The organism is Williamsia sp. Y721 (assembly GCF_059683565.1).
This window is the reverse complement of sequence record NZ_JCASNH010000003.1, coordinates 86,959-104,744: the sequence shown is the minus strand read 5'-3', so window position 1 is coordinate 104,744 and position 17,786 is coordinate 86,959. Positions and strand designations below refer to the sequence as shown.

Sequence of the window (17,786 nt, the reverse complement as noted above, 5' to 3'; positions counted from 1 at the left end):
CGTTGGAGCCATGCTGGTTACTTGATCGCGGACACGCCCGCGGTCGCCACCTTGATGTCATCTTCGGTCGTTCCACCGCTCACTCCGATGGCACCGACGAGTGTTCCGTCGACCAGGAGCGGAAGTCCGCCGCCGAAAGGCGTGAAGCCCGGGATTGCCGTGATCGATCCGGCAAAAGACGGACTCGCTGCGCCGGCATCTTCCCACATCGACGTGGGCTGACCCATGCCAACAGCGGTGTACGCCTTGCCTTTTGCCATCGGCTCGGCCATCAGTGGACTGCCGTCCATCTTGATGTACGCAATCATCTGACCTGCATGATCGATGACGGTCACAGCCATCGGGACATTGATCTCGATGGCCTTGGCACGAGCTGTCGCCACCACGGCCTCCGCGTCATCCAAGGTCAAGACCGTTCGTTGAGTGGCCATGGCTGCTCCTTCTCCTCGCGGGGGGGTCGACGATCCACCTGAGGTGGTCATGCACCGCTTGCTTTGCTTCATGTGATCGAACTGCACACAATTATGACTGCACAACCGTCCAAGGTCAACCATTATGTATACAACCTTGTTTAGATCATTAGCGCAGCTCAGGAGCATAAAGGGCCTTTCCGCAGGCCGGATTCATGGGCTTCTTCTAGTAAACTCCCTGTAAACACGTGTCTCTACCGCTATTGTTTCGTGACGGAACTGCCGTAGCTTTCGTTAACGTGCGGCAACACCGCATCTCGCGATGTACACAGAATCAGTTTTGGCACACCACACGTTGTGTGCAATCCCCAAAGGAGTCTCATGGTTGACGTACTCGGCTGGCGCAACGTCTTCGGCGTTCTCGCACCTTCGACGAATACGGTCGTTGAGCCGGACTACTACCGCATGACAGTGCCCGGGGTGACCCCCCACGTCGCACGGATCCACATCCGGAATCAAACCCTGACGAACAACGAAGACTTCGAGGGCCTGCTCGACCAGATCCGTGCCGAGATCAATGCGGCGTGCGAGCGCGTGCTGACCTGCGATCCGGACTACCTGGTGATGGGCATGTCGGCTGAAACCTTCTGGGGCGGAATCGAAGGCAACCGACTGTTCACCGAGCAGATCGAAACCTTCTCCGGCAAAAAGCTGGCCACCGGTGCTGATGCCGTACGCCGCGCGCTCGACCTCTTCGGTGCCAAGCGGCTCGGTGTCATCACTCCGTACCAGCCGATCGCCGACGACATGGTGCGCCTGTTCCTCACCGAAGCCGGATACGACGTCGTCAATCTCAAGGGTTTGAAATGCCCGTCCGCGGTTGACATCGCGAGGGTCTCCGAAGATACATTGCGGCAGAGCATCCTTGAGGTCGACGGCCCCGACATCGACGCGATCGTGCAGGTCGGCACCAATCTGTCGATGGTTGGCCTCGCCGACGAGGCCGAGCGTTGGCTGGGCAAACCGGTCATCGCCATCAACGCTGCCACCTGGTGGCATGCGCTGCGCACCAACGGGATCACCGATCAGGTTCGCGGCTCCGGAAGCCTGCTCCGCGAGCACTGAATCCACACCACTGCTCCACAGCTCCGAAGAAGCATCAACCCCCAACCCGAATACCAATCAGGAGGACTTCGTGAAGAAGACCGCATCGTGGATGGTCACAGCGCTCGCTGTGGGATCCCTACTTGCCGGATGTACCAGCGCCACCGACGACAGCAGCAACAGCGGCTCGTCGAACAAGGCGGCCGGCAATGCTGAATGCACCACCGCCACAACAGACTTGGTTTCGGCTGCCAAAGAGCCCGCACCGCTGGTGGCCCCCAAGGCTCCCCTGGATCTCGCCGCCGCCAAGGGCAAGAGCATCTGGATGATCAATGTGGTGACCAACGAGTTCACCACCGCCGCCACCAACGGCTTCAACGAGGCTGCCGCGGCAGCCGGCGTCAAGACCACGATTTTCGACGGTCAGGGTCAGACCAACAAGTTCAACGAGGGTGTGTCACAGGCAATCGCTCAGAAGGCAGACGCCATCGTGCTGCTCGGTGTCGAACCCGCTCTGTTGGCCGGCGCCCTCTCCGATGCCAAAAACGCCGGGATCCCGGTGATCAACGCACTCTCCGGTGACGCCAGCGCCCCGCTGGCAAATGGCGTGTTCTCCAACATCAGCGCCGATTACACCGCCGATGGCGCATCGCTTGCCGCGTGGACGTTGGCCGATTCGAGTTGCACCGCAACGACGGTTCTCGCACAGCCGACCGCCATCGAGATCTACGAGAACATGGCCAATGGAGCGAAGGGCGTCTACGACGAGTACTGCCCCGACGACTGCAAGCTGACCGCCCTGGACATCGACCTGGCCAACGCTGCAACAGATCTGCCGCAGAAGGTGCAGACCGAGATGACCCGTGACTCGAAGACCGACTACATCTTCACCGCATGGGACTCCGGCGTCACCTTCGTCGAGCCGACCGTTGCGATGAAGAACCCGAACGCAAAGATCCTCGGCCGTGACGGGATCGCCTCGAGTCTCGACGCCATCCGCTCGGGCAAGGGCCAAGACGTGACCGTGGCGGCACCGCCCGAGGCATGGCTCGGCTGGACGATGCTCGATGACGCGATTCGGGCGATCACCGGGGCGCAGCCGTCCGGAGTCGTCATCCCGACCCGTCTCATCGACAGCACCAACGTCGGTGACTCAAATGACGCAGTGAACCCCAACTACACCGATTTCCAGGCCGCCTTCACCGAGGCCTGGGCGAAGTAGCCGTCGCCCTGCGGGCATGGACATGCCCGCGGCCACACACACCGGAGAAATCATGAGTAATGACCTTGGTGCCGTAGTCGCCCCGTCCACGGGCAACGCGGCAACTCCCAACAAGCCGGAAAAGCCGGCCAACACCCACAAAGTTCGTCAAGGTACGTCGATCGTGGAGCGCTATGCGCTTGTCGGTCTGTTGGTGCTGGCGTTTGCGATCTGCGCACTGTTCCTGCCCGAGTTCAGGTCGACGGGCATCGTCTCGGCGATGATCAACTCGCAGGCCATCATCCTGCTGTTGGCACTGGCCGCCACCCTCGCACTACGGACCGGGGACTTCGACCTCGCGATCCCCGGCGTGATGGTGACCAGTGCGTGTGTGGTCGCGGTCATGTCGACCAACGGATACTCACCCGCGGTCGTCATCCTTGTCGCCCTTGCCGTCGGCGTGGTGGTGGGATTGATCAACGCCCTACTTGTCGTCAAGATCGGCGTCGACTCGTTCATCACGACTCTCGGCATGTTCACCGCACTGTCCGGAATCGGCTATGCCATCACCGATTCCAAGATCGTCACCGGCGTCCCGGACTTCTATGTGGAGCTCTCGCGGGCAAAACTGATGGGCCTGCCGATGACCACCTGGTACGCCTGGATCTTCGTGGTGGTGTTGTGGTTCATCTACCAGCGCACGCCGGTGGGCCGCTACATGCTGTTCATCGGAGGCAACCGGGACGCTGCACTGCTCGCCGGTATCTCTGTCGCCCGTATCCGCACCGTCACCTACGTGGTGTCGGGTCTGGTCGGCGCGATCATCGGAATCATCCTGGTGGGCAACCTGGGCGCCATCGATCCGGGCATCGGTAACCAGTACCTGCTGGCGCCTTTTGCCGCGACATTCCTCGGCGCCACCGCGATCACGGTCGGTCGCTTCAACCCGATCGGCACGATGGTGGCGGTGTACCTGTTGGTCGTGGGCATCACCGGCCTACAGCTCGCCGGCGCGGCATCCTGGGTCAGCCCGCTGTTCAACGGCTTGGCTCTGATGATCGCGGTCGCACTGGCCAAGCTGGTCGGCAAACGGCGGGGCGCAGCGAAATGAGCACGGGCCCGGCACTCGAGATCGAGGATCTGTCAAAGCAGTTCGACGGAAACTACGCGTTGCACCCTCTGACCTGGCAGGTGCAGCGTGGCGAGGTGCACGCACTGGTTGGTCAAAATGGAAGTGGCAAGTCCACTTTGATCAAGTGCCTGGCAGGTTACTACCGGCCCGAGACCGGCCGGGTGAAGCTGTTCGGCAAGGAGTTGGACCTCCCGGTCCACAACCCCGCCGACCACGGCATCGCCGTCATCCACCAGGACCTCGGTCTTGCACCGGAGATGACCGTGCTCGAGAACATCGGAGTTGCAACCGGTTACGGCGCGCGCAGCCTTGGCTGGGTGCAAGACCGTAAGGAAGCAAGAGCCTGTCGCGAGATCGCTGATCGAATCGGCATCGAACTGCCGTTGCACACGATGGTCTCCGATCTCAGTCCCGCACAGCGCGCACTTGTCGGTTTGGTGCGTGCGGTTCGGGCCCTGGGTGACGGGCACGAGGGTCATCTGTTCATCCTCGACGAACCGACAGCCTCGCTCTCACACAGCGAAGCCGCCCAGGTCACAGCAATGATGCGCAATGTTGCCGACCTCGGTTCGAGTGTCATCTTTGTCAGCCATCGTCTCGGTGAGGTTCTCGACGACTGTGACAATGTCACTGTGCTGCGCGACGGTGAGCGGGTACTGACCCGGTCCACCGAGGGGCTGACCCGCTCCGACCTCGTCGCAGACATCCTCGGACGTCGATTGACCGAGTACTACCCCGATCCACCCGCAAAGGCCCAAAAGCCCACACCGCAACTGGTTCTCGAAGGCGTCAGCGGCGGAGTTGTCCGTGACCTGTCGGTGACCGTCCAGAGCGGCGAGATCGTCGGGTTCACCGGCCTTGCCGGGATGGGTCATGAGGAACTCCCCCTCCTGCTTGCCGGCAAGCTGACACGCACGGCGGGAACGGTCACCGTGAACGGGACGGACGTGCCCGCGGACAAACCCCGCGCGGCAATCGCGGCCGGGCTGGCATTGGTTCCGGGAAACCGTCATCGCGACGGTGTCTGGCTCGATGCGTCAACCGTGGAGAACGCGACGCTTCCCGCTCTGGGCAAATACACCAAGTTCGGTCTCCTGACGAACTGGCGCAAGGAACGCGAAGATGCACTGGAGCTGGTCGAGAACTCCGGTATGGTTCCTGCGCAACCGTATTGGCAGGTTCGCCAGTTCAGCGGCGGCAATCAGCAGAAACTGGTGTTGGCCAAGTGGCTGCAGATGAAGCCCTCGGTACTCCTCCTCGACGAACCCACCCAGGGCGTGGATGCCGGAGCCTCCCGTCAGCTGCTCGATCGTGTTGCCGATCTGGCTGCCGACGGCGCATCGGTTGTGGTCTTCTCCGGTGACCACGAACAACTCGCGGCGATCTGTCACCGTGTGTTGGTCCTCCACGACGGGCAGATCGTTGCGGAACTCCCGCAAGCCGAGCTGAGCGAACAGTCCCTACTCGAAGCGTGTGAGCGGGCAGTCGAGGTTTCGGCGTGACCGAAATCGGTGCGATTGAAAGGCCGGGTGTCGACAAGTCCGGCGTCACCAAGCATCAGGACTACGAGCAGGCAGGATTCGGCGGCTCACTCGGTTGGGGCCGCCGTCCGGCACTGGTGATGATCGACATGCTGGAGGCCTATTTCCGGCCGGGATCACCACTGTGCCTGCCTGATCCGACCGTCATCGAGCGGGCTTCGACATTGGTGGAAGCCGCCAGAGCTGCCGGCATCCTCGTTGTCCACACCCGGGTCGAATATGCCCCCGGGCTTGCGGACGGAGGACTGTTCACCAAGAAGGTCGCGGCCCTGCGGTTCCTCGAGGCCGATCATCCAGATGGGTTGGGCACCTTTGTGCCACAGCTGATACCGATCGCGGGTGAGATCGTTGTTGTCAAGCAGTACGCGTCGGCCTTTTTCGGGACCTCGTTGGCGTCAACGCTGACGGCCAACGGTGTTGACACAGTTCTCATTTCCGGGGTGTCCACTTCGGGGTGTGTACGTGCCAGCGCCACCGACGCGATGCAACACGGATTCATACCGAAGGTGGTGAACGAGGCCTGCGGCGACCGGAGCCAGGAAATCCACGATTCCAACCTCTTTGACGTCGGTGCGAAATACGCCGACATCATCGATCTGGACACCGCGATCACGATCCTGGGTTCGCTGACGCCCTGATCTTTCGCCATATCCGGTTTCGATCTGCACAACGGATCGTGAACAGTTGACGCCCGAGTTTTCCAAGCGCACATCCTGCCGGGAAAACTCGGGCGTGACCGCGTTCATGGGACACCCTCAAACCTCAAGCCGGATCTTGGGCACGCATTCGGTATGCCTCGAGCAAACGCACTCCGGTATCCGCATCGTCGACCACAACGATCTGGCGACCGCCATCAACCCGGTCGACGAGGATTCCATCACCGGACTTGAGGACGAACCCTTTGGCGCCCTTCAGGTCCCCACGAAATCCGAATCGATAGCCATATCCGCCGAAGTCCTTGATCGCGCTGACCTTGACAGTGCGGACGGCGGCGATCTCCGATGCCGGGATGATGATCTCGGGCCAGCCGACAACACTTCTGACATGCAGGCCCGCCTGGTCGACCGTCACCCGCATCCCGTACATCAGCACCGCAACGATTGCGACGGCCACTGACATAACCACGAACAACCACTGCCCGGACAACACCGCGACCAGCAGGCACATCATCACGCCGGACACCATGAGTACCAGTGGGATTCCGCCACTGAGTACCGTCCTTGTCCACACCACACGTTCGGTCGGCTCGATCCTCATCGGAACAGTGGAGCGATCCAGATCTACCGGCATCGTCCACCTCGGCACCAATCGATGCACCACAATCGCACACGCAGCACCCACAGCCAACGCGAGAACCAGTGACCACCAGGGTAGTTCGACCGCGGATACGTCGACCTTGTCACGCTGGACGCCGGTGGCCGCCAGCGTCAACGTCGCGATGAAACCTGCCAGCGCGGCGACACCACTGACGACTTGCGCGCACACCGTGTATTCCCGAAACGCCGTGGCCGCCACCACCGCTACCACCATCAGCGCGATCCCCACAATGATCAGCGTCCACATCAGGCCGGACACAGATGTGAAGCCATCCGGCTCGCCACCGGAACCCCAGTGGGTCGCGACCTGTTCGGGCAGATCATCTCGCCAGCTGCTGAGCAGCATCGTCGAAACCAGCGTTGAGATGACCGGAATCGTCACCGCCACGCCCAGCAACGACGCCAGCGGGCGCTTCGTTTCACCTGTAGGCGAACCCATTTCAGTATCCTTCCCGAACCATTGCAGCCAGATCCTCGCCACCGAGCCCCAGCTTCCGAGCGGCGGCGTACACGGCCTCGATCGCCGACCTCAGGTCGACTTCGTCCGGCACCGCGGTGTGCGTGACGACCGCACCTCGGCCCCTACGGAGTTCGACCAAACCCTGGTCGCGTAACTCCTGGTAGCCGCGCAGCACGGTGTGCACATTCACCCCGAGCGACTCGGCCAGATCGCGCGCTCCTGGAAGTCGCTCCCCCGCAACCACTTCGCCGCGGACGATTGCACCTCTGATCGCGGCAGCGAGTTGCTCATAGAGCGCCTGTGGCGCTGCCGGATCCACGCGTATCAGCACACGACCACCTTATAGTTCTAGTTGAACTAGAACAAGTCCATTCGGCGGTGGCCAGAGTTCACCACCCGTTTTCGCCGACGAACTCGCTCAGTGGACGACCTGTCGCCCACCCCTCGATCTCGAGAACCGGGCGATGCGGAAAGTCGGGAACAGGCCCCAGACACAACACCGCCACCGGTTCGGCACCGGCAGGCAGTGACACGATCTCGGCGAGCACCTGCTGTTCGAACAACGACACCCAGCCCATACCGAGTCCTTCGGAACGCGCTGCAAGCCAGAGATTTTGGATTGCGCACGACACCGAGGCCAAATCCATCTGCGGCATGGTTCGACGACCGAACACGTGACGCTCCCGGCCATCACGCAGCGCAACAACAAACAGTTCTGCGCACTCGAGGATGCCTTCGACTTTGAGTGCCATGAACTCATCGGCCCTCTCGCCGAGCGCGTGTGCGGTGCGCCGGCGTTCGTCATCGACGTGACTGTGAATCTGCTTCCGCAGGAGCGGATCAGTGATCCGAATGAAACGCCAGGGCTGCATCAGACCCACATTGGGCGCGGCGTGGGCCGCCTGCAGCAATCGCTCGAGTACCTCGACCGGTACGTTCGCACCGGCAACGAAGGTGCGCATGTCGCGTCGTTCGGCTATGGCGCGATAGACTGCCGCGCGCTCGGTGTCGGTGAACGAATGATCTTCCATCACAGGTCGAATGCCTCTCGGAGAATCGGAATGAATGCCTGCACCGCGGGGCTCGTCGGCGCGGACCAGACCGCGGACAAGTGTGCCGGGACGTCGACACCCACGATCGGGACCACTTGCACCCGTCCCCGATTATCCGCACTCATCGACTCGCTCAGGATTCCGACCCCGAGCCCCCGGGCCGCACACTCCAGCACAGCGTCCCCGGCGCTGGCCTCGATCACCACCATGGGCGAGAAAGCGGCTGCAGTGCAGGCGATGTCCAGCACCGACCGCAGGCCGGTTCCCACCGGCATCGCCACCAAGGGCTCACCCGCCAGATCGGTCACTGCGATGCGCTTTCGATCTGACAGGTGATGCCCGGGCGGCACCAACGCCACAAGTCCCTCACTGACGATCACGGATGCCTGCAATTCGTCGCCGACCGGACCCGCGGTGCCGACAATGGCGACGTCCAACATGCCATTTCGGACGTCGTCCACCAACATGTTTGAATTGGCCTCCTGGACAGCTATTTCGATGCCCGAGTAGGAACTGCGGAACTTCTCGATCGCGGAGAACAGCGGTGTGATCGTGCAGCCGACCACCATCCCGATCGACAACCGACCCCGCAAGAGCCCGCTCACGTCATCCACCGCCTGACCCACTGCGCCGACCGCAGCAAGAGCCGTACGTGCTGGGCCGAGCGCGGCCTCACCCGCGGGGGTCAGCCGGGCGACCCGGCTGGACCGATCGAACAACTGCGCACCGAGTTCTCGTTCGAGTTGCCGGATCTGGGCACTCACGCCCGACTGGCTGATCCGTACGCGCTCGGCCGCACGCGTGAAGTTTGCCTCCTCGGCCACCGCGATGAAGTACTCCAACTGCCTCAGTTCCATAACTCCAGATTCTAGTATGTGGCAGAACAATCTATTGGACTTCTCACAGGAGTCGGGCGAGGCTGGAATCACACCAACGAAAGGATGAACAATGTCACCCCGAGAGACCGCGCAGCGTCCCGAAGACCTGACTCGACTGTTTGTGGAGCGATCCAATGCCGGCGACGCCGAGGGTGTTGCCATGCTCTACGAGGAGAACGCGGTGATGGCGTATCCGCCCGGCGGGCAAACGGTGGGACGCGCAGCGATCCAAGAACTGTGGTCGCAGGTCCTGTCCCATCGCCCACAATTCCACCCCGAAGAACCCCTTCCGACGCTGGTCAGCGGCAACATCGCCCTGACCTCGACCCCACCGCGAGACGGGGCCGGAGCCCGCGCCCAGGTGGCGCGCAGGCAAGCCGACGGAAGCTGGCTGCGACTGCTCGACCAACCCGAGTTCGTCAACCCGAGTTCGTAAGAGCGGAGGGTTGACCCGTCGAAACCGGCACGGGAGGCCCCGGTAGCGTTGTGTTCATGTTGCGCACCACCATCGAGATCGAGGCCGGACACGGCGTTGCGGAAGCCTATGTAACCCGACCGGATGAGAATTCTCATCCCGGCGTCCTCTTGTATATGGATGCCTTCGGTCTTCGCCCGCGCATCTACGAGATGGCCGACCGAATTGCCGGCTGGGGTTTTGTCGTCATGGCCCCCAACGCCTTCTACCGCCACGGCACCATCGAGGACCTCGCTGTGCAGGGCGATCTGAGCGATCCCGCCTACCGTGATGAGTTCATGTCCGGCGCGATGGGCCGAGTACGTTCCTTGGGCTCGGGCCTGGCGACCGCGGACGTCGGCGAGTACGTTGATCGCCTGCTCGAGCTGCCGGACGTCAGCGGCGACGGGATCGGTGTCACCGGATATTGCATGGGTGCGGCCTTGGCGTTGCGTACCGCCGGTGCGCGACCGGATCAAGTCAAGGCTGCTGCCGGGTTCCATGGGGGCAATCTTGTGACCGACGCCGTCGACAGCCCACATATCGTGGCCAAGAGCGCGCGGGCGCGCCTGTACCTCGGGCACGCCGACAATGACCGGTCGATGCCTGCCGAAAAGATCGAGATCCTGGAACGCGCATTCGACGCAGCGGGTCTGCTGTACACCTCCGAGGTGTATCCGGATGCGCCCCACGGCTTCACGATGTCGGACATCCCTTCCTATCGTGCCGATGCCGACGAACGCCACTTCAACACCCTCGAGAGTCTCTTCCGGGAGAACCTCACCCCCTGACCCGCAAAAGCACAAATTGCAGTCATAAGCACACGTTGCTACGTGTGTTTATGACTGCAATTTGTGCTTTTGTCGCCGGCAACAACAAGAATGGGTAGATGCCAACGCTGCTGCACATCGATTCCTCCGCCAATCCGAAGACATCGGTCTCCCGCGAGCTGACCGGACTGTTCGCCACCACGTGGCTCGAGGGCGGCGAGGGCCGCAACGTCACGTATCGGGATCTGCACGCCGATCCGGTACCGCATATCTCCGATGCCGGCCTGCATTACGCGCCGCGGCTCCGGGTTGATGTCGAGGATGTGGCGCCGGAAGCCGAAGCGTTGCAGGCCGAACTGATCGCCGAGGTAACCACCGCAGATGCGGTGGTCATCGGCGCACCGATGTACAACTGGTCCATTCCGTCCACCCTCAAAGCCTGGATCGACCACATCCACGTTCTGGGAACCACCGCACCGTACGACACAGCCGATCAGCCATTCGCCGGAATCCCGGTGGTCATCATCTCCTCACGTGGCCTGGCATATGGGCCCGGCGCCAAAGACGAAGGCCTCGACCACACCGTGCCCCCGCTGGTGCAGATCCTCGGTGTAGCTCTGGGTATGAAAGTCGATGTGGTGACCTCAGACCTGACTCTCGTCGGACGGATCCCGGCCCTGGACCCGTTCACCGAACAGGCCGCCGATTCCGCGAAGACCGCGCGTGACAGGGTTGTCGAACTCGCACAACAGATTTGAGCGGCGGCGACCCAGGAATCGTTCATGGAGCCCGCGCATCGCCGTCTTGATGCGGCCTTCGTCACCGGGTAGCGACTCGCAGAGTCGCTACCCGGTCACGGCCTCTAGTTTATGTCGGCCATGGTTTTGCCGACATCAGCGAGTGTCATCGCCTTGCCATAGTCGTTCTGGTACTTGTAGGCCGGAATGTTGCAGCGATACGGACCGTTGTCAGGTTGGAAGTCGGCGGCTATCCAGCCGTCCGGCGTCACCTGCTCGACGTTGAAGCAGGGTGACGGTGCGGCACCCGGTGTTAGATCGACCGGCGCCGTGAGGCCACCACCTGTCCACGCTGATTCCTGAATAGCGGCGTCGTAGGTGCACGTCCGCGTCAGATCATCCCCGCAACTTGCCGCCGACTTGGCGAACAGCAGCCACGCAGAGAATGCTCGGATCGACGGCAACGTCAATTCTGCATCCGGCGCATATTGCTTGTAGAGGTCATGGAGCTGCTGCATCGCCGGCACCTCATCCGAACTCTCCAACGGCGCAACTCCGCCGAGTTCGACCACATTGTTCTGCTCGCCGGCAGACGTGCCCAATGCCTCGATGAACGAGTCGTTGTACGCGTTGTTTCCCGGATTGATCCAATCGAGCTTGTAATCCATGTCGGTGAGCGCACTTTCGAGCTTCGCCAACTGCTCCGGCACCCCGTAGAAGAACAGACCCTTCACGCCCTTGTTCTTGATGGTCTGCGCATAGGGCGTCCAGTCGGCGATCCCTGTCGGGGGATATGAATCGCGATAGATCACGGTGCCCCCCGCCGCAGTCAGGGCTTCTTCTGACTGATCGCCCGTGGTTTTCACAACCGGCGAATCTCCGCTGATGATCCCGATCGCTCCAGCAGATTCAGGATAGGCATCTTGGATGAGCCACTCTCCCATTCCGTAGAACGGGTCGTAGCCGGCGACCCGACTCGGCGATGCGCTGACCTCCAGGTCTGAGCCCACGGACTGTGGTTGGGCCACCTGAGCCGGGAAGCTCGGCAACCCGCACCCAAGACGTTCCTTGACGCCCAGCCCATCGAACGCATGACCTCCGCCGACCAGGGCGAAGTCCTCACGGCAAGCCGTCACCATCTGCTGGCGCACTTGCAGCAGATTCGAATCGCGGGTGGTCGCGACGATCTTGCGACCGTTGATTCCGCCCTGCTCGTTGCACCATGACGTGAAGACCTTCGCCGCATCCGGAAATTCGGAAACCTTGGTGAAGCCGATGTCCGATGCTACACCGACATGGATCTCGGTGCCGGTAACCCCTTGTGCGGGAGAACCTTTCGGCGATCCGGTGCCGCAGATCTCACCCAGGTCACCGAATGCAGTTGCTGAGGCCTCGCCAGACGCGGACGTACCGCCGCCGCCGTCGTTCTTGTCACCACTGTCGCCACTACGGCTACTACAGCCGGCGACGATCAGCGCAACGGCCATCAAAGCGATGACCGAGTGGTGTGATTTCAACTTGCTCCTCCTATGTCGAAAGGGCACATCTGCAAGGCTGTGCCATTGAATCTGCATACCGACCGCGGAGTTCCTGCGCCGCGTCGCCAATGGATCAGTCGGAGCCTGCGGCGACTACCGTCGCGACCCGCTCATGAGATAGGTGTGAACTCGAGGTGCAACTCGGTCAGACCGCGCAGGATGTAGGTCGGCTCATAGGAGAAGCGGCGGTTGTCCACCGGACCATGCTCGGTCTCGGAGATCCTGATGTCACCCATCCGTGAAAGCATGCGCTCGAGGCTGATTCGGCCCTCGGCGCGAGCGAGCGGTCCACCAGGGCACGAGTGGACTCCACGCCCGAACGCGACGTGCTCACGAACATTCGGGCGATCGATCTTGAACTGATTGGGGTCTTCGAAACGACGGGGATCGCGGTTGGCCGCGCCCAGTACGGACATCACCGTGGTCCCGGCGGCAATCTCGACGTCACCGAGTGTCGTGCTGGTGCGAGCAAGTCGAAAATCACTCTTGACCGGGCTTTCCAACCGGAGGGTCTCTTCGAGGAACAGCGTGATGCGGCTCCGGTCCTCGCGGAGCAACTGCTGCAGGTCCGGACGCTCGGCGGCAACTTTGAGCGCGGCGCTGATCAGCTTGACGGTGGTTTCCTGACCGGCGGCGAACAGAAAGGTCGCCGAACGCACGACGTCGATGACATCGGGAGTTGAACCGTCTGGATATTTGGCGTTGGCGAGGCCGGTGAGTACGTCATCGCGAGGCTCGCGGCGACGATCTTCGATGTACGTTGTGAACCGGTCATCGAGAAACGCAAGCGGGTTGTGCATCAACGGTTCGTTTTCCAACGTGCCGGGGCGCGAACCTTTTCGGGGTGCGCCGAGCACATCACGGAAGATCTCATGGTCCTCTGACGGAACACCGAGCAGGTCAGCGATCACCAACAGCGAGAACGGCTTTGCGTACTCCTCGATCAACTCGCATTTACCCTTGTCAACAATCTCGTCGAGATGACTATCTGCGAGGCGCCACATGAACTCCTCATTTTCCTTGAGTCGCTTGGGAGTCAACAGACGATTGAGGAGCCCTCGAGCGCGCGTGTGCTCCGGAGCGTCCATCGTGACCATGTGTTCGCTCAGCGGCATCTGGTCACGGAACTCCAAGATCTGAGCGCCGATGTCGTCACCTTCCGGTACGAAAGGAAGTGGAGGAAAGGGTCCCGACACCGAGTTGCAGGCCGAGTAGGTTTCCGTATCCCGGTAGACCTCGACCACTTCCTCGAGGCCGGTCACCGTGACCACATCGTGAACCGGTTCGTGCTGAACGGGGCATTTCGACCGCAAGTGGTCGTAGTAGGGGTACGGATCATCGACAATCGAAGCGTTGGTGAAGTAGTCGATCGAATCGAAGTCGGTCATGGAATCTCCCGGGATCATTGGGCTCGCCTGATGGCACTATCCCCTGCGGTCGAGTGCATTGCCGGCGCCGGCAGATCGCGTCGCGAAGAGGACTCCGCTCGCCTGACCTGGGCATATGGCGCAAGGTGTGACGAGCATAACCCCCGGAATCGATTATGTACACGAAACCGGATATTAAAATTTCAGCATCGATCAGCCGGTCCCACCGGCTCGCCATTCGTGGTGACCAAGCCCCGCGAGTGCTCAGCGGGGCAGCATGCCATACAGAAACAGCGTGACCGCGTGCTGAAGGCGCAGTTCCTCTTCCTCGGGTGAGCGGAAGACCCCGAAGTCGGCCAGCCGACCGGGCAAGACCACAACGATGGCAAGAAACTGCTCCGCCGCCAGTTCGACATCGGCGATCACGAGACCCTGTCGACTCTGGTGACGGCGTAGAGCGTCAGCGACAGCCCGATGTTGGGCTGACCACGCCATGGATTCTGGTTTGACATCGAACTCGGGAAACCGGGAAGTCTCGTACATCGCCAGCCGCATGAGTTGCGTAGTCCGCGGATCCACGGCGCGGGCAATCGCCGCGCGACCGATCGCGATGAGCGATGCAGCCACGTCGTCACCCTCGGGTTCGTGGACCACGTCTTGCTCATCAAGACGCGAAAGCGCCCATGGAATCACCGTGACAAAGAGCTCGTGCTTGTCCGCATAACGGGCGTAGAGCGTCCGCTTCGTGATCCCCGCAGCGCGCGCGATCGCTTCCATCGTGGTGCCGTCGTACCCGTGGTGAAGGAAGGTCGCAACCGCAGCTTCGCGTAACTGCTGGTCCAGCTCCTTGGCCTCGGCATGGGTCGGCCGTCCTCGACGTGTTGTCATCTGTTCAAAAATAGCGCGGATTACCGCTTCGACGTGCATCGACACGTCTACCACTACCAGGACCGGAGACCCGATTTTCTCAATAAGTATACGTCTGTGGTGCCAATACGGTTAAGTGCAGTCCACCGACAGTCCATAACTAAAGGGGAAATCAGATGGCCACATCGCTCGATACGGGGTCGGCCCTCACGAGGTTGACCAGCATGGTGGATGCGAACGAATGTTACGACGTTCCCGCAGCCGAGTTGCTACCTCTTCAGCTGGAGGCGGCAAACGAGTTGTTTCAGGATCGGCTCGGACGAATCCGACTGCTGCAGAACCGCGCTGACGAGGCCGGCATCACTGAGGTGAAGACGCAGGAAGACCTCGTCCCGCTACTGTTCGCACACACCGCCTACAAGAGCTATCCCGAGGGGTGGCTTGTGGAACAGAAGTGGGACAGGCTCAGCAGATGGCTCGAAACCATATCCACCAACCCGGTGGAAAATGTTGATCTAGAAGACGTTTCGGATATCGACGAATGGCTCGGCAGGTTGGAACGTGCCGGGCATTTTCTGTGCTGTTCCAGTGGTACCACCGGCAAGTCGGCGATGATGAACTCTTCACAAGCGGACCTCGAATGGAACCGGCGTGAGGCGATTCGCTCGTTCGCCTGGGGTTCGGGTTCAACGCCGGGCGACGGCCGCAAGCTGTATGGCCTGGCTCCGACAGCGACAGCGCCGCGCAATCTCACGATCCGTGATGCGCTCATCGATGGCTTCACGTCCCCGGACTCCGAGCCCTTCCTGTATCCGGTCCCGCCGATCACGATCGGCCAGATCACCAGCATGGTGACCTTGCGCAAAGCGATGGCAGACGGCACCGCGCGGCCCGCGGACATGGCCAGGTTCGAGGCAACCTCCGCCGCGCGTCAGCAGATCATGGAACAGGCGTTGACGATCTCGGCCGAAGCCCTTGTGATCGGCCGCAACGAGAAGATGCTCCTTTCGGGAATGTTTGCCTCGCTCTATCCGATCGCAGCGGCAGTACGCGAAATGGGATTCGGCGGCAACGACTTTCATCCAGAGAACACAATCTACATCGGCGGCGGGCTCAAAGGGGCAAACCTCCCACCCGACTACTTCGAATACATCATGGAGACCTTCAACCTCGCAGATGAGCGCGTGTTCCAGATGTACGGCATGCAGGAGATCAACGCGGCCATGCCACGATGCAGCGCCAAGCGCTATCACGTCCCGCCATGGTTGATGCTGCTACTCCTTGATGAGACGGGTGAAAATCTCCTTCCGTCGTCGACCGGAGAAATCGAAGGGCGCGCAGCGTTTTTCGACCTGTCCCTCGATGGTCGCTGGAACGGTGTCATCTCAGGCGACAAGATCGTCGCAGACTACAACCCCTGCGCCTGCGGGAACCGCAGCCCCTCCATCCGCGACAACATCAGCCGATACTCCGATCTGCCCGGCGGCGACAAGATCAGCTGCTCCGGCACCACCGACGCCTATGTTCGGGGGATTTCATGAGTATCGACCTCAATTCTCAGCCGACCGATCAAGAACCTGCTGTCGCCGCACACTTCTTTATTCGCGGCAAACTCGTCACCGACGCCTCGGTCCGGCACCGGTCACGCGACCTCGGCGTCGACTTCACCACGCCCGAAATCGATTTGGACCAGCTGATCCAACCGCGTTCGGAACTTCCGCCTCTGCTCGACGTGAAGGTCGACGACATCATCGATTTCCTGGTCGAGACCGGCGAACAACTTGCGCTGGAACGTAACCCGTATATGCAGGAAGCACTCGAACGCGTCGTGGAGACCAACCCACTACCACGTCGCGTGGTCGAAAACCTTTACCGCGGTGCGCCGTATCTACTCGAACGGGGCATGCTCACCTCGATGATCGAGTCGAACTTCGCGAACCCCGCCGCCCTCGACGGCTGGGTTTCACGAACCGACATCCACGGCAACTCCGGAGCGATCCGCGCGTTCCCACCACGCATGGTCCACATGCTGGCAGGTAATTCGCCGGCGGGCTGCGTCTCCTCGATTGCCCAGGGCGCGTTGGTCAAGGCGGTCAACCTCTTCAAGATGCCATCGAGCGACCCGTTTACCACCGTCGCCGTACTGCGCACCATGGCCGACATTGATCCCGACCACCCGGTTGTGCGCTCGATGTCAGCCATCTACTGGCGCGGTGGCGACGAAACCATCGAACGAACCCTGTACCGCCCGCAGTACTTCGACAAGATCGCAGCCTGGGGCGGCGGACCGGCCATCGACAACGTCATCCGCTACCTCGGACCAGGTCTGCAACTCGTCTCGTTCGACCCCAAGACGTCGATCTCGATGCTCGGCAAAGAAGCCTTCACTGACCAGGCGACCATCGAATCGGTGGCCGAGCAGACTGCCGAAGACGCCACACTGTTCAACCAGGAAGCCTGCCTCGCGAGCCGATTCGTGTATGCCGAAGGCGACCGCAAAGGCATCGAAGAATACTGCGCGAAGCTCGTTGAACGCCTGGGTATCGACCGCGAGACCGCCTCCGCCACAGCACCACCAATCCCTTCCGAGATGCGCGAAGAGATCGAAATGCTTCAGATGATGGGCGGCGAATACAAAGTGTGGGGCACCTTCGACGGTGCCGGCATGGTCGTGCTCTCCGATGAACGAGTCTCCTTTCACCCCAGCGGCAAGACCATCAATGTCGTCCACGTCGAATCACTCGATGCTGCAGTTCCGTTCGTCAATGTCGCGACACAGACGATCGGTATCTACCCTTACGAACGCAAAACCGCGCTGCGCGATCGACTCGCCTGCGCCGGCGCGCAACGCGTTGTCCGGCTGGGGTCCGCGGCCAAACACGTCCTCGGAAGCCCCCACGACGCCATGTACTCGCTTCAGCGCTTCGTGCACTGGATGTCCGACGAAGACGCCTGACCA

General features: G+C 61.5%; 18 protein-coding genes. 10 read left to right on the top strand and 8 right to left on the bottom strand.

Features of this window, described 5'->3' with window-relative positions:
• Positions 1–17: 17 nt before the first annotated feature.
• Positions 18–431, bottom strand: a complete 414-nt coding sequence (locus AC56PL_RS15150; protein WP_497154371.1) for a GlcG/HbpS family heme-binding protein — start codon at positions 429–431, stop codon at positions 18–20.
• 360 nt (positions 432–791) lie between these two features.
• Between AC56PL_RS15150 and AC56PL_RS15145 the strand changes: the two genes are divergently transcribed.
• The 5 genes from AC56PL_RS15145 to AC56PL_RS15125 all read left to right on the top strand — a co-directional run bounded on the left by AC56PL_RS15145 (position 792) and on the right by AC56PL_RS15125 (position 6,026).
• Positions 792–1,535: an aspartate racemase/maleate isomerase family protein gene (locus AC56PL_RS15145; protein ID WP_495516181.1), complete on the top strand. Its 744-nt coding sequence runs from the start codon at positions 792–794 to the stop codon at positions 1,533–1,535.
• Positions 1,536–1,605: 70 nt separating this feature from the next.
• Complete coding sequence (locus AC56PL_RS15140; protein WP_495516180.1) at positions 1,606–2,736, top strand: substrate-binding domain-containing protein; 1,131 nt, start codon at positions 1,606–1,608, stop codon at positions 2,734–2,736.
• A 52-nt stretch (positions 2,737–2,788) separates the two neighbouring features.
• Complete coding sequence (locus AC56PL_RS15135; RefSeq protein ID WP_495516179.1) at positions 2,789–3,826, top strand: ABC transporter permease subunit; 1,038 nt, start codon at positions 2,789–2,791, stop codon at positions 3,824–3,826.
• The gene (locus AC56PL_RS15130; protein ID WP_495516178.1) at positions 3,823–5,349 is read left to right on the top strand and encodes an ATP-binding cassette domain-containing protein; all 1,527 of its coding nucleotides are present in this window, start codon (positions 3,823–3,825) and stop codon (positions 5,347–5,349) included. Before AC56PL_RS15135 ends, AC56PL_RS15130 begins: the two co-directional genes overlap by 4 nt.
• A 5-nt stretch (positions 5,350–5,354) precedes the next feature.
• Positions 5,355–6,026, top strand: coding sequence for an isochorismatase family protein (locus AC56PL_RS15125; RefSeq protein ID WP_495516892.1), 672 nt, complete (start codon positions 5,355–5,357; stop codon positions 6,024–6,026).
• A 124-nt stretch (positions 6,027–6,150) separates the two neighbouring features.
• On the opposite strand, the gene AC56PL_RS15120 is transcribed toward AC56PL_RS15125, so the two are convergent.
• From AC56PL_RS15120 to AC56PL_RS15105, 4 genes are read right to left on the bottom strand one after another with little or no spacing between them, the layout of a single operon-like run.
• Entirely contained in the window at positions 6,151–7,143 is a 993-nt protein-coding gene (locus AC56PL_RS15120; RefSeq protein ID WP_495516177.1) for a DUF1648 domain-containing protein, read from the bottom strand.
• 1 nt (position 7,144) lies between these two features.
• Positions 7,145–7,495, bottom strand: coding sequence for a GntR family transcriptional regulator (locus AC56PL_RS15115; protein ID WP_495516176.1), 351 nt, complete (start codon positions 7,493–7,495; stop codon positions 7,145–7,147).
• 58 nt (positions 7,496–7,553) lie between these two features.
• Positions 7,554–8,195: a 5,6-dimethylbenzimidazole synthase gene (bluB, locus tag AC56PL_RS15110; RefSeq protein ID WP_495516175.1), complete on the bottom strand. Its 642-nt coding sequence runs from the start codon at positions 8,193–8,195 to the stop codon at positions 7,554–7,556.
• On the bottom strand, positions 8,195–9,073 hold the full coding sequence (locus AC56PL_RS15105; RefSeq protein WP_497154370.1) for a LysR family transcriptional regulator: 879 nt from the start codon (positions 9,071–9,073) through the stop codon (positions 8,195–8,197). The genes bluB and AC56PL_RS15105 overlap by 1 nt, the downstream gene beginning before the upstream one ends.
• A gap of 91 nt (positions 9,074–9,164) precedes the next feature.
• On the opposite strand from AC56PL_RS15105, the gene AC56PL_RS15100 reads away from it, so the two are divergent.
• The 3 genes from AC56PL_RS15100 (at position 9,165) to AC56PL_RS15090 (ending at position 11,076) form a co-directional block, all read left to right on the top strand.
• Positions 9,165–9,530, top strand: a complete 366-nt coding sequence (locus AC56PL_RS15100) for a nuclear transport factor 2 family protein (protein ID WP_495516173.1) — start codon at positions 9,165–9,167, stop codon at positions 9,528–9,530.
• 56 nt (positions 9,531–9,586) lie between these two features.
• Positions 9,587–10,339 carry a dienelactone hydrolase family protein gene (locus AC56PL_RS15095; protein ID WP_495516172.1) on the top strand — a complete coding sequence of 251 codons (753 nt, stop codon included), beginning with the start codon at positions 9,587–9,589 and terminating at the stop codon, positions 10,337–10,339.
• Between the two features lie 98 nt (positions 10,340–10,437).
• Positions 10,438–11,076, top strand: a complete 639-nt coding sequence (locus AC56PL_RS15090) for an FMN-dependent NADH-azoreductase (RefSeq protein ID WP_497154369.1) — start codon at positions 10,438–10,440, stop codon at positions 11,074–11,076.
• Between the two features lie 104 nt (positions 11,077–11,180).
• Here AC56PL_RS15090 and AC56PL_RS15085 read toward each other — a convergent pair whose 3' ends face one another.
• From AC56PL_RS15085 to AC56PL_RS15075, 3 genes are all read right to left on the bottom strand, one after another.
• Positions 11,181–12,572, bottom strand: a complete 1,392-nt coding sequence (locus AC56PL_RS15085) for an ABC transporter substrate-binding protein (protein ID WP_497154368.1) — start codon at positions 12,570–12,572, stop codon at positions 11,181–11,183.
• Between the two features lie 131 nt (positions 12,573–12,703).
• Positions 12,704–13,981 carry a cytochrome P450 gene (locus AC56PL_RS15080; RefSeq protein ID WP_497154367.1) on the bottom strand — a complete coding sequence of 426 codons (1,278 nt, stop codon included), beginning with the start codon at positions 13,979–13,981 and terminating at the stop codon, positions 12,704–12,706.
• A gap of 243 nt (positions 13,982–14,224) precedes the next feature.
• Positions 14,225–14,848: a TetR/AcrR family transcriptional regulator gene (locus AC56PL_RS15075; protein WP_482139731.1), complete on the bottom strand. Its 624-nt coding sequence runs from the start codon at positions 14,846–14,848 to the stop codon at positions 14,225–14,227.
• Positions 14,849–15,003: 155 nt separating this feature from the next.
• Here AC56PL_RS15075 and AC56PL_RS15070 point away from each other — a divergent pair, with 155 nt between their 5' ends.
• Together AC56PL_RS15070 and AC56PL_RS15065 are read left to right on the top strand one after the other, a co-directional pair.
• Complete coding sequence (locus AC56PL_RS15070) at positions 15,004–16,368, top strand: hypothetical protein (protein WP_495516168.1); 1,365 nt, start codon at positions 15,004–15,006, stop codon at positions 16,366–16,368.
• A complete protein-coding gene (locus AC56PL_RS15065) occupies positions 16,365–17,783 on the top strand; it encodes an acyl-CoA reductase (protein WP_497154366.1) in 1,419 nt (472 codons plus the stop codon). Before AC56PL_RS15070 ends, AC56PL_RS15065 begins: the two co-directional genes overlap by 4 nt.
• Positions 17,784–17,786: the final 3 nt, after the last annotated feature.